General features: G+C 61.6%; 14 protein-coding genes. 2 read left to right on the forward strand and 12 right to left on the reverse strand.

Features of this window, described 5'->3' with window-relative positions:
- Nucleotides 1–108 precede the first annotated feature (108 nt).
- Complete coding sequence (locus AC1Q67_RS02090; protein ID WP_492235367.1) at nucleotides 109–1,122, forward strand: zinc-binding alcohol dehydrogenase family protein; 1,014 nt, start codon at nucleotides 109–111, stop codon at nucleotides 1,120–1,122.
- Between the two features lie 364 nt (nucleotides 1,123–1,486).
- Here the strand turns inward: AC1Q67_RS02090 and AC1Q67_RS02095 are convergent, their stop codons facing one another.
- The gene (locus AC1Q67_RS02095) at nucleotides 1,487–2,953 is read right to left on the reverse strand and encodes a porin (protein ID WP_492235366.1); all 1,467 of its coding nucleotides are present in this window, start codon (nucleotides 2,951–2,953) and stop codon (nucleotides 1,487–1,489) included.
- Nucleotides 2,954–3,277: 324 nt separating this feature from the next.
- Here AC1Q67_RS02095 and AC1Q67_RS02100 point away from each other — a divergent pair, with 324 nt between their 5' ends.
- A complete protein-coding gene (locus AC1Q67_RS02100; protein ID WP_024575016.1) occupies nucleotides 3,278–3,820 on the forward strand; it encodes a MarR family transcriptional regulator in 543 nt (180 codons plus the stop codon).
- A 3-nt stretch (nucleotides 3,821–3,823) separates the two neighbouring features.
- Here the strand turns inward: AC1Q67_RS02100 and AC1Q67_RS02105 are convergent, their stop codons facing one another.
- From AC1Q67_RS02105 to rpsE, 11 genes are all read right to left on the reverse strand, one after another.
- Complete coding sequence (locus AC1Q67_RS02105; RefSeq protein ID WP_492235365.1) at nucleotides 3,824–4,981, reverse strand: alpha/beta hydrolase family protein; 1,158 nt, start codon at nucleotides 4,979–4,981, stop codon at nucleotides 3,824–3,826.
- Between the two features lie 266 nt (nucleotides 4,982–5,247).
- Nucleotides 5,248–6,042 carry an SDR family NAD(P)-dependent oxidoreductase gene (locus tag AC1Q67_RS02110; RefSeq protein WP_492235364.1) on the reverse strand — a complete coding sequence of 265 codons (795 nt, stop codon included), beginning with the start codon at nucleotides 6,040–6,042 and terminating at the stop codon, nucleotides 5,248–5,250.
- A 159-nt stretch (nucleotides 6,043–6,201) separates the two neighbouring features.
- Nucleotides 6,202–6,618 carry a 50S ribosomal protein L17 gene (gene rplQ / locus AC1Q67_RS02115; protein ID WP_492235363.1) on the reverse strand — a complete coding sequence of 139 codons (417 nt, stop codon included), beginning with the start codon at nucleotides 6,616–6,618 and terminating at the stop codon, nucleotides 6,202–6,204.
- Between the two features lie 126 nt (nucleotides 6,619–6,744).
- On the reverse strand, nucleotides 6,745–7,776 hold the full coding sequence (locus AC1Q67_RS02120; protein WP_006021047.1) for a DNA-directed RNA polymerase subunit alpha: 1,032 nt from the start codon (nucleotides 7,774–7,776) through the stop codon (nucleotides 6,745–6,747).
- A gap of 105 nt (nucleotides 7,777–7,881) precedes the next feature.
- Entirely contained in the window at nucleotides 7,882–8,271 is a 390-nt protein-coding gene (rpsK, locus tag AC1Q67_RS02125) for a 30S ribosomal protein S11 (RefSeq protein WP_002712278.1), read from the reverse strand.
- Nucleotides 8,272–8,378: 107 nt separating this feature from the next.
- On the reverse strand, nucleotides 8,379–8,747 hold the full coding sequence (gene rpsM, locus AC1Q67_RS02130; protein ID WP_006021049.1) for a 30S ribosomal protein S13: 369 nt from the start codon (nucleotides 8,745–8,747) through the stop codon (nucleotides 8,379–8,381).
- A 161-nt stretch (nucleotides 8,748–8,908) separates the two neighbouring features.
- Nucleotides 8,909–9,817, reverse strand: coding sequence for an adenylate kinase (locus AC1Q67_RS02135; RefSeq protein WP_492235362.1), 909 nt, complete (start codon nucleotides 9,815–9,817; stop codon nucleotides 8,909–8,911).
- Nucleotides 9,814–11,145, reverse strand: a complete 1,332-nt coding sequence (gene secY / locus AC1Q67_RS02140) for a preprotein translocase subunit SecY (RefSeq protein ID WP_024575010.1) — start codon at nucleotides 11,143–11,145, stop codon at nucleotides 9,814–9,816. Before secY ends, AC1Q67_RS02135 begins: the two co-directional genes overlap by 4 nt.
- 133 nt (nucleotides 11,146–11,278) lie before the next feature.
- Nucleotides 11,279–11,797, reverse strand: a complete 519-nt coding sequence (gene rplO, locus AC1Q67_RS02145) for a 50S ribosomal protein L15 (protein WP_024575009.1) — start codon at nucleotides 11,795–11,797, stop codon at nucleotides 11,279–11,281.
- An 11-nt stretch (nucleotides 11,798–11,808) separates the two neighbouring features.
- Nucleotides 11,809–12,006 carry a 50S ribosomal protein L30 gene (gene rpmD, locus AC1Q67_RS02150; RefSeq protein WP_024575008.1) on the reverse strand — a complete coding sequence of 66 codons (198 nt, stop codon included), beginning with the start codon at nucleotides 12,004–12,006 and terminating at the stop codon, nucleotides 11,809–11,811.
- A gap of 82 nt (nucleotides 12,007–12,088) precedes the next feature.
- Entirely contained in the window at nucleotides 12,089–12,667 is a 579-nt protein-coding gene (rpsE, locus tag AC1Q67_RS02155) for a 30S ribosomal protein S5 (protein ID WP_006021054.1), read from the reverse strand.
- Nucleotides 12,668–12,669 lie beyond the last annotated feature (2 nt).

Consider the following 12,669-nt stretch of genomic DNA (forward strand, 5'->3'; position numbering starts at 1 on the left):
TAGTATCCGAACGGTGACTATATCCCTGAAATGACAGTACTTGCAAATATGGCCTAAGCGCGACAGGTAAGTCGCGGCGACCACAATGGTCCAGATGGAGCAAGAACAATGAAGGCCGTAGGTTACAAGAAGTCACTGCCGATCGATGCGGCAGAGGCGCTGTTCGATTTCGAGATCGCGAAGCCCGAACCGACAGGACGCGACATCCGCGTCGCGGTGAAAGCGATTTCCGCCAACCCTGTGGACTACAAGGTCCGCAAGCGCGCAGAACCGCCCGCAGGCGAGACCAAGATTCTCGGCTTCGATGCCGCTGGTGTGGTCGACGCTGTCGGCGCCGATGTATCGCTGTTCAAGCCGGGCGACGAAGTCTGGTACGCCGGCTCGATCCAGCGCCAGGGAACCAACTCGGAATTTCATCTCGTGGATGAGCGGATCGTCGGCCACAAACCGAAGACGCTGTCATTCGCGCAGTCGGCCGCCCTGCCCCTGACCTCCATCACGGCATGGGAACTGCTGTTCGATCGCCTCGGCGTTGCACCGGGAAAGAGCGTCGATCCGCGCACGCTGCTGATCATCGGCGGCGCCGGCGGCGTCGGTTCGATCCTGATTCAGCTCGCGCGGCGGCTGACCGGACTCACCGTCGTCGCTACCGCGTCACGTCCCGAATCCAGCAAGTGGTGTCTTGAGCTCGGCGCGCATCACGTGATCGATCATTCGAAGCCGATAAAGGATCAGATCGCCGCGCTGAAAAGCCCGCCAGTTGCGCTGATCGCGGCCCTCACCAACACCGACCAGCACTTCGCGGCACTTGCCGACGTCGTCGCACCGCAAGGCAAGATCGGGCTGATCGACGATCCGGCGGCGCTCAATGTCAATCTCCTCAAAGGCAAGGCGGTGTCGCTGCACTGGGAATCGATGTTCACGCGCTCATCGTTCCAGACCGACGATATGATCGCGCAGCACAAGCTGCTGGATGACGTCGCCAGCCTGATCGAGAACGGCGTGCTGCGCACCACGCTCGACAAGGTGCTCGGCAAGATCAACGCGGCGAATCTGAAGCAGGCCCACGCACTGCTGGAAGGCGGACGCTCCACCGGCAAGCTGGTGCTGGAAGGCTGGTAACGCGCACAGCGCGTCTTCCTGTCGCTCAAAATAAAAACCTCCGGCAGGGCATTGCCGGAGGTCGGGAGATTTTCTGAGAAAAACTGGTGTATCCGCAATCAAGCAGCGACGACTTGATCGTCGCGCTGTGACTGGAACATGCCTCAATTACCTTATTTAGTCAAACAATCGGAATGCATATCTCCCGTCACGTTTGCGTGTGCGACGCGGCATCTGTTTGTTCGATCTCGGCAATCGCGCTGCGCCCGCCTCAGCTCAGACATGGTCATCCCGCAAACGCTTTCCGCTTCCGATGCGCAAAAGAAAAACCCCGGCAGTTTCCTGCCGGGGTTTCCTTGTTCAGGTGATAGTCGCCGTCAGGCGATTACCAGGTGCGGCGGACGCGGAAGCTGCCGGACAGGATGCCCTGATCCTTGAACTCGTAGTTGCCAGCTGGCTTGAAGAGACCGGCGTTGCCGGCAGCAGTGGCGGTGACGCCGCCGGTGCTGCTCTGGTCGATCGTGGTGTAGAGCACTTCGCCCGAGAGCGTCAGGTTCTTGACCGGAGTCCACGCGGTGCGCGAACCGACCTGCCAGATCTTGAAGTCCGGGTTGAAGGTGCTGCCCGCGACGAGCGCAGGAGCGTAACCGGTAAGCAGGATCGCCGACGCCGTGTCGTTGTAGTCGACGTTGGTGTAGCTGCCGAACACGCCGGTCTGCCACTCAGGGCTCCAGTTGTGCTCGAAGCCGCCCTGCACGCCCCAGACCTTGGTCTTCTGGATCGAGCCGCCGGTGGTGTAGACGCCGTCGAGCAGCGTGGCCACAGCGAACGACTGATAGAACGCCGGGCTGGCACCCTCGTTGTTGAAGGCATCGAAGCTGTTGCCGGTGGTGCCGCCGATCACATACTTCGGAGCGCCGTCGGTGTAGATCGCGCTGAACGACAGCTTGTCGCCCGGTCCGGTCGGCAGGTTCTTCAGCTGAATGCCGCCCTGGATCGCGAAGCCCCATTCATCGCTCGGATGGCCGGTCGGCTCGGTCGTGCCGTAGTAGCCAGCGTGGATGTTGTGCACGCCACCCGACAGCTGGGCGGTGAAGGCAGCCTGGTCGAGGCGGATGTTGCCGACGAAGTCAGGCGAAACCTGGCCGCCAGCAGCGTTGGCGAAAGCACCCGTGAAAAGGGTCGCGTTGCCCGGGATAACCGCACCGTTGTAGAGCGGAGCGCGGTTGATGACGCGGTTGTCTTCAACAGCGACCGACGCCGACAGGCCGTTACCGAACTGCCAGGTGTAGGCAACCTGGGTGATGCCGGTGGAGTTGTCGTAGCCGCCGATCAGGTTGGAGGTGTTCACGTTGACCGGGTTCGCGCCCCATGGGGTCTGGAACACCGAGACGGCCTTACCGAAGGTGAAGCCGGCGAACTGAACGAAGCCGTAGTCCATCGTGAGGACGCCGGAGGACGGACCGTCACCCGAGGTGTGCTGGAAGTTGCTCGCCCAGTAGGTGCGGACAACACCCCACTCGCTCGCGGTGCGGGTGTCGATGTTGAGCTGAGCGCGGGTGCGGGTCACGAAAGCGTCCGACGACCGGTTCTGCAGGCCGGTGTTGGCGCTGTTGTTCCAGGCCGGCTGACCGTGGGCGCTGCCGTTGAGTGTCACGTCGAGCTGAACGTAGCCGCCCAGCTTGATGCAGGTGTCGGTGCCAGGGATGTAGTAGAAACCAGCTCCATACAGGGAGCAGATCTTCACGTACTGGACCGCTTTCGCCTTGACGGGAAGATCAGCCGCCTGTGCACCCGAGGCAGCAGCCAGTACGGCCGCCGAACCCAGGATAAGGCTCTTAATCTTGCTCATAAAACCTCCAAAATTGTTCAATTGAGGAAAGGTCCGCTTCCCGTGGCGCTAGCCACCCCAATCAGCCCCTTGATCCCCGCTTACCGCCGGTTGCCTTGCCTTCCGGGCAATGCCACCAACGAGTCACCCGACGTCTCCGGCTGACAGGGCGACAATGCCTTCAAGGATCAGGTGATTACAATAATTGATTTACTCATGCTTTTATTTGACCAGGATCATGTGCTTTCTCCGCAACATCATGTCAGCTGGATGAACACGCGCAGCGATTGCAAAGAGGCAAATGCTGACATAATTTCCTACATTCCTCGCGCAAGGCAGATTTGAATGGCCGGCAGAACTCCCGCCAAGAAACTTTCATCTACCGGTCATCTTGCTGATCCGCGCAACGCGCACGGACGCGGACTCGATGACGCCCTGCTTCGCGAGTTCGTCTGGAATATCATTTCAATCAACACCCACCTTGAAGAAGTTCGCTCCATCTGGGCGCGCATGCTGGACATCACCTGTCCGCAGTGGCTGATCCTGATGGCGGTGAACGATCTCGACCAAGGCAAGGGAATTTCCGTCCGCGAGGTCTCGACAAAGCTTCATGTCGATCCGTCGTTCGTGACCACCCAGACGAAAAGCCTGGAGAAGCACGGCTTCATGCGCCGTGTCGCATCGAAGGAAGATGCGCGAGTCGTTCTGATGTCGCTGACCGACAAGGCGCACAAGCAGATCGCGAATCTCTATTCGCGGCAGGTCGTCGCCGACAATCTCGTCTATGCGGATTTCTCCGATCAGACGATGCGCGACCTGAACGCCAAACTCTCAACGATGAAAGAGCGCGTCGCGAAGGCCGCGCAGGTGCTCGCCGCGGAGCTGTGACGCTCACGCGCTTAATGGCACAGCAGCGATGGCGAACCGTGCCGAAATCCAGTCGAAGATGTATTCGCGGCCGATAGTGGGATTGTCGGTCTGCCCGTGAGCCGCGGCCGTTTCAGTGGCGGAGAACACCTTCAGCGTCACGTCCGCGCCCTCTTCCCTCAGCGCATCGCACAGCTTGCTGGCATGGCGGATGTCGAGCCAGTCGTGCTCCCCGAACGTCATGAGGATCGGACACTTGATGCTCGTGACGCCGCCATGACGCTGCATTCTGCGGATCTCTTCGCCGATGGCGTCCTTGCCGTCGTCGCCTGACATCCATTGCTCGGCAATCACGCGCTCATGCATGTCCCACATGCCGGCATCGCAAACAGCGGCCGCAAACCGGTCGTCGAGATCGGCTGCGCGTGACGCAAAGGCGGCGCCCAGACCGTCGCCGAAAATCGCGATCCGCCGCTCGTCGACGTCGCCGCGCGCGATCAGGTAATCCACGCAGCAACTGATCGCCGTTTCGATTTCATAGCGCACCAGCCCCTTGATTCTGGGCGATGCGCCCTGCCCGGGCAGGTCGGCCAGCAGCAGCGACAGTCCTCGCGCATGGGCCTGCCGCAGCAACGTATGCAGATGCTCGTCCTTGAAATGTCCCGGCCCGCCGACGCAGACAACGGCGGGCTTCCGCGAATCCGAACCGGGCGCCGGCAGATAATAGGCTTCGACGTAGCCGCTCTCGAAACAGGGAATGCGAACAAGTTCGCCTCCCTGCGGCTGATGCGTGACCACTCGATGCGAGCAGGTCCGCATCTGCTCCAGCGCTTCCCCGCGCCGGACGTCATCCAGCTTCAGAAAGACTTCCGATGTGCGGTAGTAGTTCGATGCCCGGAGCCAGTTGCTGCGGGCGGACGGAATGTTTCCGGCCGCCTGGGCGAGGTCGCCCCGCTCCTTGTTGATGTCGGCAATCGCCTTCCAGGCGCGGTACCAGCTCTCGTCATCGCCGGCTGCAATACGGCCCGCCGTCAGGAAGCATTCCGAAACCGTGCTGCCGCCCTCCTGCGCAGACCCCAGCACGCGCATGAACTGAAGGCTGTAATCCTCGTTGTCGGGCCACTGCATCCAGCCGCCCGGCTCGAAACGAGGAGACAGGAGGTTGGCGGGTTTTTCATCCAAAACAGTCGTCCACACGATGACGTCAGCCGATCATTGAAAGTCGTGCCGTATTCGCTTGATTTAAAGCGACAAATGTCGCGGACAAGACGAGCCAGCTTGTTGCATTGCAGCCATGAGCATGGCCGCATTAATGCGACAGTGACGTTACAGTCGTGTGACAACGCCGCTATTCGCATGGTTTAGGCGTGCGACACGACGTCTCGGGAGAATATCTTTCTGAATGATCCCGCAAATCGGGAATCATTCGCCCGCATCACGACGGTGGCTCACGCAATGGTCTGGATGATGCCGCCTTCGGCGCGCAACGCCGCGCCGTTGGTGGCCGACGCTTCGCGCGAACTGACATAGACCACCATGTTGGCGATCTCGTCGACGCTCGCGAATCGCTGGATCAATGACGTTCCGCGGTGCTGCTTGACGAACTGCGCGGCCGCCTCGTCCACCGACTGGCCGTTCTGCTTCGCCAGATCCTTCACGAACGTCTCGACACCTTCCGACATGGTCGGCCCCGGAAGCACCGAGTTGACCGTGACGTTGGTGCCCTTGGTCAGTTCCGCGAGCCCGCGCGAGACGGCAAGCTGCGCCGTCTTGCTGACGCCGTACTGGATCATTTCCTTTGGGATGTTCAGTCCGGATTCCGACGAGATGAAAACGATGCGGCCCCAGTTGCGCTTCAGCATTCCGGGCATGTAGGCGCGCGACAGCCGCACACCGGACATCACGTTGACCTCGAAAAAACGGGTCCAGTCCGCATCGGGAATATCGAAAAAGTCCTTCGGCTCGAAGATGCCTGCGTTGTTGATGAGAATATCGGCATCCGGAGCCGCAGCGACGAGCCTGGCGCAGCCCTCGGCGGTGGACACGTCCGCTGCGACGCCCCGCGCCTTGGCGCCCGGCACCGCCTTGACGATGGCCGCTGCCGCCGCGTCCGCCTTGGCCTGGGTGCGGCCGTTGACCACGACGCTGGCGCCGCTGCCGGCCAGTCCACGGACGATAGCCAGCCCGATGCCTCCGGTCGAGCCGGTTACGATTGCGGTAGTGCCTGAAAGATCGATTTTCATCTGTTTGCTCCTGTCCGGTTCAGGTAGGTGCAGCAGCGCTCACAGGCCAGTCCCCGCGCGTGTCCGCCGATTCATGGCATCGTGTCCCTTGAGGAAACATCCACGCAATAAAAAAGCGGCGCACAAGGCGCCGCTTTTGAATTCTCGAAGGGATGAGGCTTACGCCGCTTCCGACGCTGTTTCCTGCACCGGACCCGAATCCTGGCCCTTGGCATCGACGTCGCGGTCGACGAACTCGATCACGGCCATCGGCGCATTGTCGCCGTAGCGGAAGCCGGCCTTGATGATGCGGGTGTAACCGCCCTGACGATCCTTGTAGCGAGGCGCCAGAACGTCGAACAGCTTCTTGACCTGATCGACATCGCGCATCTCGCCGATCGCCTGACGGCGCAGCGCGAGACCGCCCTTCTTGCCAAGCGTAACCAGCTTCTCGACGATCGGGCGAAGCTCCTTCGCCTTCGGGAGAGTGGTCACGATCTGCTCGTGCTTGATCAGCGCGGCGCACATGTTGGCGAACATCGCCTTGCGATGCTCCGCAGTGCGGTTGAGCTTCCGATGAACCTTGCCGTGACGCATGATGATAGTCCTCTAGTCAGTTGCCGCGACGGTTCGTCGGACATGTTGCTCAGGTGGGCTGCCTGCGTTCGCCCGGGTAACAATCAGCGCGAGCGAAGGATCGCCCTGCCCTCGCGCCGGTTTCGCTCAGTAGTGGTCTTCAAAGCGCTTGGCCAGCTCGTCGATGTTCTCCGGCGGCCAACCGGGCACTTCCATGCCGAGGTGCAGACCCATCTGGGCGAGCACTTCCTTGATTTCGTTCAGCGACTTGCGGCCGAAGTTCGGAGTGCGGAGCATTTCCGCTTCCGACTTCTGCACAAGGTCGCCGATGTAGACGATGTTGTCGTTCTTCAGGCAGTTGGCCGAACGAACCGACAGTTCGAGTTCGTCGACCTTCTTGAGGAACGCAGGGTTGAAGGCGAGATCCGGAATGATCTCGGCGGCAACCTCCTTGCGGGGCTCCTCGAAGTTGACGAACACGTTGAGCTGATCCTGCAGGATGCGCGCCGAGTAAGCGAGCGCGTCGTCCGGCGAAATCGCGCCGTTGGTTTCAATGGTCAGCGTCAGCTTGTCGTAGTCGAGGATCTGGCCTTCGCGGGTGTTCTCGACCTTGTAGGAGACCTTGCGGACCGGCGAGAACAGGCTGTCGACCGGGATCAGGCCGATCGGCGCGTCTTCCGGACGGTTGCGCTCGGCAGCGACGTAGCCCTTGCCGGAGTTCACGGTGAACTCCATGCGGATTTCAGCGCCCTCGTCGAGGGTGCAGATCTGAAGCTCCGGGTTCAGAACGACGACATCGCCGACGGTCTGGATGTCACCGGCGGTGACGACGCCCGGACCCGACTTCTTCACGACCATGCGCTTCGGGCCTTCGCCCTGCATCTTGATCGAGATATCCTTCACGTTCAGCACGATGTCGGTCACGTCCTCGCGCACGCCGGCGATCGAGGAGAATTCATGCAGCACGCCGTCGATGTGGACCGACTGCACGGCAGCGCCCTGCAGCGACGACAGCAGCACGCGGCGCAGCGCGTTGCCGAGGGTCTGGCCGAAGCCGCGCTCGAGCGGTTCTGCGACGACGGTTGCGAAACGGGTCGGATCCGAACCAGGCGTCACGTTGAGCTTGTTCGGACGAATGAGTTCTTGCCAATTTTTCTGGATCGTCACTTGTTCACCCATGCCATCAAAATCACTGGCGTTGGAGGTCTGGCGGCGCGGGAGCGACCCGCGTCATCGCATCTCAAAAACAACGCGGGCGCATATCGCCCGCGGCAGTCCAAACAATCAGACGCGCCGGCGCTTGCGCGGACGGCAACCGTTGTGCGGGATCGTGGTCACGTCACGGATCGAGGTGACGGTGAAGCCCGCGGCCTGCAATGCGCGCAGAGCCGATTCACGGCCCGAACCCGGACCCGCGACTTCGACTTCCAGCGTGCGCATGCCGTGTTCCTGCGCCTTCTTCGACACGTCTTCGGCGGCAACCTGAGCCGCGTACGGAGTCGACTTGCGCGATCCCTTGAAGCCCATCGTTCCAGCCGACGACCAGGCAATGGTGTTGCCCTGCGCGTCGGTGATGGTGATGGTGGTGTTGTTGAACGACGAATTTACGTGCGCGATGCCGGATGCGATGTTCTTGCGTTCACGGCGACGTACGCGGGTAGCATCTTTAGCCATTTGGTCTCTTCTCTTCCTTCAAGCGCGTCCGTGATTCCAGACGCTGGGGAATTTCAGGTGATCATCCGGCCCTCGCGAGCCGGATCAGTTCAGTGGTCGAAACGAAATTACTTCTTCTTGCCAGCGATGGCCTTGGCCGGACCCTTGCGCGTGCGCGCATTGGTGTGGGTCCGCTGACCGCGCACCGGAAGGCCGCGGCGATGACGCAGGCCACGGTAGCAGCCGAGGTCCATCAAGCGCTTGATGTTCATGCCGACTTCGCGGCGCAGATCGCCCTCGACCAGGAAGTCGCGGTCGATCATTTCGCGGATCTGCAGAACTTCCGCGTCGGTGAGCTGCGAGACGCGGCGGTCAGCCGGAATCTTGAGCTGCTCCACGATGGTCGCGGCGTTCTTCTGGCCGATGCCATGAATGTACTGAAGCGCGATCAGAACGCGCTTGTTGGTCGGAATGTTGACGCCTGCAATACGGGCCACGGTCTTCGCTCCTGTCGCCATCCGCTCCGGACAGCTTGTCGTTGTTAGGTCTCTGGCGTCGGGCGGGTGTTCACAAACGCAAACACGACGCCCTCCCCACTTTTCTTTCGGGGCCCGGCATCGTCTGAACTATCCGACTGGATGCGGGCTTATTAATGTATTTAGCGGCGTTTCGTCAACCGCTTGGCGGCTTTGGCGCTCTTTTTCGTGGCCTTTTTGGCCACTTTCGGGGTTGTCTTTCGGGTCTTCGCCGCCCTGGTTCCGCCGGACCGGCTTTTGGTCCTGGCGGCGGTCTTTTTCCCGCCTTTGGAGGCCTTCCCCGCCGATTTGGCGGCTTTTTTGGCCTTTTTGGCGGGTGCCTTGGCGACTTTCTTGGCAGCCTTTTTGACCGCCTTTTTGGCGCCCTTGGCCTTGCCGCCCGTCTTCCCGGTCTTGGAGGACTTCCGGGTCGCGGCCTTCTTCTCCGCCTTGGCCACCGAATCGGCTTCCAGCGCCGCCAGCACCCGGTTGATCGCCGCCGTCACCTGCTCGATGGTCATCATGCCGTCGATGGTGATGAGCTTGCGCTTCTCCGAGTAGTAGTGAACCAGCGGCTCGGTCTGGGCGCGGTAGCTGGCGAGGCGCTTCGAGAGCACCTCCGGCGTATCGTCGATACGGACCTCTTCGCCACGCTCGCGCATCTGCGCGACACGGGTTTCGACCCGCTCGAGCAACGCACTCTCGTTGACGCGCAGTTCGACAACCGCGTCGAGCTTGAGGTGCTTCTTCTTCAGCAGTTCGTCCAGCGCCTGCGCCTGCGGCACGGTGCGCGGAAAGCCGTCGAGGATGAAGCCCTTCTTCGCGTCCGGCTCCTCGATGCGGTCGGCGATAATCCCGACCACGACGTCATCAGGCACCAGCGCGCCGCTGGCCATGATGTCCTTCGCCTTGAGGCCGATCGGTGTTCCGGCTGCCACAGCAGCACGCAGCATCTCTCCGGTGGAGAGCTGAACGATACCGTGCTTGTGAACCAGTCGTTGCGCCTGCGTTCCCTTGCCCGCCCCCGGCGGCCCGAGAAGAATCAACCTCATTTACGGCGGCCCCTTAGTTTCGATTTACGGATCAGCCCTTCGTACTGGTGCGCGAGCAGATAGCCCTGCACCTGGGCGACCGTATCCATCGTCACACTGACGACGATCAGCAGCGACGTACCGCCGAGATAGAACGGCACCGACGCGTAAGAAATAAGAATTTCCGGGATCAGACAGACGACCGCCAGATAGATCGCGCCGATCACGGTGATGCGCGACAGCACGTAGTCGATGTACTCGGCGGTGCGTTCGCCTGGACGGATGCCCGGAATGAAGCCGCCATGCTTCTTGAGATTGTCGGCGGTCTCGGTCGGGTTGAACACGATCGCCGTGTAGAAGAACGCGAAGAACACGATCATGCCGAGATAGAGAACGAGGAACAGCGGACGGCCGTGGCTGAGCTGTGTGGTCAGCCACTGGAACCACTCTGGTCCCTTCCCGGCGTTGAAGCTCGCGATCGTGGTCGGCAGCAACAGCAGCGACGACGCGAAGATCGGCGGAATCACGCCCGCGGTGTTGAGCTTAAGCGGCAGATGCGAGGACTGGCCCTCGAACATCTTGTTGCCGACCTGGCGCTTCGGATACTGGATCAGCAGGCGGCGCTGCGCGCGCTCGACAAACACGATCAGCATGATGACCGCGACGGCCATGATGATGATCGCAAGAATCAGGAACGTGGACAGCGCACCCTGACGGCCGAGCTCGAGGGTGCCGGCGATTGCCGACGGCAGTTCGGCGACGATGCCGGCCATGATGATCAGCGAGATGCCGTTGCCGATGCCGCGCGAGGTGATCTGCTCGCCGATCCACATCAGGAACATGGTGCCGCCGGTCAGCGTGATCACCGTCGAGATGCGGAAGAACATGCCGGGATCGGACACGACGTTGCCCGCTCCCTCAAGTCCGACGGCGATGCCGTAGGCCTGGAACGTCGCAAGCACGACGGTCAGATAGCGGGTGTACTGATTGATGATCTTGCGGCCCGACTCGCCCTCTTTCTTGAGGGCTTCGAGCTGAGGCGACACCGTGGTCAGCAGCTGAAGAATGATCGATGCCGAGATGTACGGCATGATGTTCAGCGCGAAGATCGCCATGCGGTGGATGCCGCCGCCGGCGAACATGTTGAACATGCCGAGAATGCCGCCGGCCTGCGACTTGAACACCTGCTCCCAGATGTTGGGATCGATGCCCGGCAGCGGAATGTAAGTGCCCAGCCGATAAACAAGCAGCGCACCCAGTGTGAACCAGATGCGCTTCTTGAGTTCGTCAGCCTTGGCGAATGCCGAGAAGTTGAGGTTTGCCGCCAGTTGTTCCGCTGCAGAGGCCATCCGAGGCTCCGATCCTTCTATTCGTCAGTACCGAGCCTTAATGGACCCGCCACCTGCGATTTTAAAGACTTCGCAAGACCATATAGGAAGCCTTGCCGCAGGTGCCGGTCACAAAGGCGGGATCGGCCGAACCTTACGAAGCCTTCCTGTTCGGCTTCTTGGCAGCAGCCTTCTGCGCGGCTGCGTCCTTCGCCGGCGCCAGGATCTTCACCGTACCGCCGGCCTTCTCGACTGCCTCGATCGCGGACTTGGTCGCGCCGTGCACTTCGACGTTGAGCTTGGCCTTCAGTTCGCCCCGGCCGAGCAGCCGGACGCCGTCCTTCGAACGGCGCAGCAGTCCGGACTTCACCAGCGCCTCCGCGTTGACGGTCGCGCTCGCATCGAGCTTCTTGGCATCGATGGCTTCCTGAAGACGGTCGAGATTGACCTCGGTCAGGTCGAGCCGGAAGATGTTGTTGAAGCCGCGCTTCGGCAGACGACGATGCAGCGGCATCTGGCCGCCCTCGAAGCCCTTGATGCGCACGCCCGAACGCGCGGTCTGGCCCTTGCCGCCGCGGCCTGCCTGCTTACCCTTGCCGGAGCCAATGCCACGGCCAACGCGCATGCGCTTCTTGCGCGAGCCGCTGTTGTCGGCGATCTCATTGAGCTTCATCGCTTGCTTCCTTACTTCTCGTCGACGACGCGAACGAGGTGCTTGACCCGGTCGATCATGCCGCGAACCGCAGGCGAGTCCTGCAACTCAGCGACACGGCCGATCTTGTTGAGACGCAGACCGATCAGCGTCGCACGCTGCGCGGCCTGACGGCGGATCGGGCTACCCGTCTGCTCGACCTTGATGGTTTTCGTTGCGGCCTTGGCCATTGTCCTAACTCCAAAACGTCTTTTCAGACTGGCATGATCTTATCGGAAAACCGGAAGACCACTTTTCCGGATCATGCCCTAGTTATTCCGCGACAGCTTCCGCGTCGCCGCCGACACGGCGGGACTGCAATGTGGAAACCTTGATGTTGCGGCGGTTTGCAACCGAACGCGGCGAATCCTGGTGCTTGAGCGCATCGAACGTCGCGCGAACCATGTTGTAGGGGTTCGACGAGCCGATCGACTTCGCTACCACGTCCTGGATGCCGAGCGTCTCGAACACGGCGCGCATCGGGCCGCCTGCGATGATGCCGGTACCGGCAGGAGCGGCGCGCAGATAGACGCGGCCAGCGCCATGACGGCCAGCAATATCGTGATGCAGGGTGCGGCCTTCGCGCAGAGCGACGCGCGTCAGGTTGCGCTTGGCGGACTCGGTCGCCTTGCGGATCGCTTCAGGCACTTCGCGGGCCTTGCCGTGGCCGAACCCGACCCGGCCCTTCTGATCGCCGATGACGACCAGAGCCGCGAAACCGAAGCGCTTGCCGCCCTTGACGACCTTCGCCACACGATTGATGTGGACGAGCTTGTCGACGAACTCGCTGTCGCGCTCTTCCCGATCCCGACCGCCCCGCTCGCGTCCACCGCGTTCGCGTTCACCTGCCATGG

It is taken from the genome of Afipia sp. GW823-FHT06G09 (genome assembly GCF_058794875.1).

Bases quoted from the DNA above. Each gene is read 5' to 3' on its own strand.
- AC1Q67_RS02110 (WP_492235364.1), bottom strand. From the start codon at position 6,042: ATGAAAATCGATCTTTCAGGCACTACCGCAATCGTAACCGGCTCGACC.
- rpsK (WP_002712278.1), bottom strand. From the start codon at position 8,271: ATGGCTAAAGATGCTACCCGCGTACGTCGCCGTGAACGCAAGAACATC.
- rplO (WP_024575009.1), bottom strand. From the start codon at position 11,797: ATGAAGCTCAATGAGATCGCCGACAACAGCGGCTCGCGCAAGAAGCGC.
- AC1Q67_RS02090 (WP_492235367.1), top strand. From the start codon at position 109: ATGAAGGCCGTAGGTTACAAGAAGTCACTGCCGATCGATGCGGCAGAG.
- AC1Q67_RS02135 (WP_492235362.1), bottom strand. From the start codon at position 9,817: ATGAGGTTGATTCTTCTCGGGCCGCCGGGGGCGGGCAAGGGAACGCAG.
- rpsE (WP_006021054.1), bottom strand. From the start codon at position 12,667: ATGGCAGGTGAACGCGAACGCGGTGGACGCGAGCGGGGCGGTCGGGAT.
- AC1Q67_RS02100 (WP_024575016.1), top strand. From the start codon at position 3,278: ATGGCCGGCAGAACTCCCGCCAAGAAACTTTCATCTACCGGTCATCTT.
- rpmD (WP_024575008.1), bottom strand. From the start codon at position 12,006: ATGGCCAAGGCCGCAACGAAAACCATCAAGGTCGAGCAGACGGGTAGC.
- secY (WP_024575010.1), bottom strand. From the start codon at position 11,145: ATGGCCTCTGCAGCGGAACAACTGGCGGCAAACCTCAACTTCTCGGCA.
- AC1Q67_RS02095 (WP_492235366.1), bottom strand. From the start codon at position 2,953: ATGAGCAAGATTAAGAGCCTTATCCTGGGTTCGGCGGCCGTACTGGCT.
- rplQ (WP_492235363.1), bottom strand. From the start codon at position 6,618: ATGCGTCACGGCAAGGTTCATCGGAAGCTCAACCGCACTGCGGAGCAT.
- AC1Q67_RS02120 (WP_006021047.1), bottom strand. From the start codon at position 7,776: ATGGGTGAACAAGTGACGATCCAGAAAAATTGGCAAGAACTCATTCGT.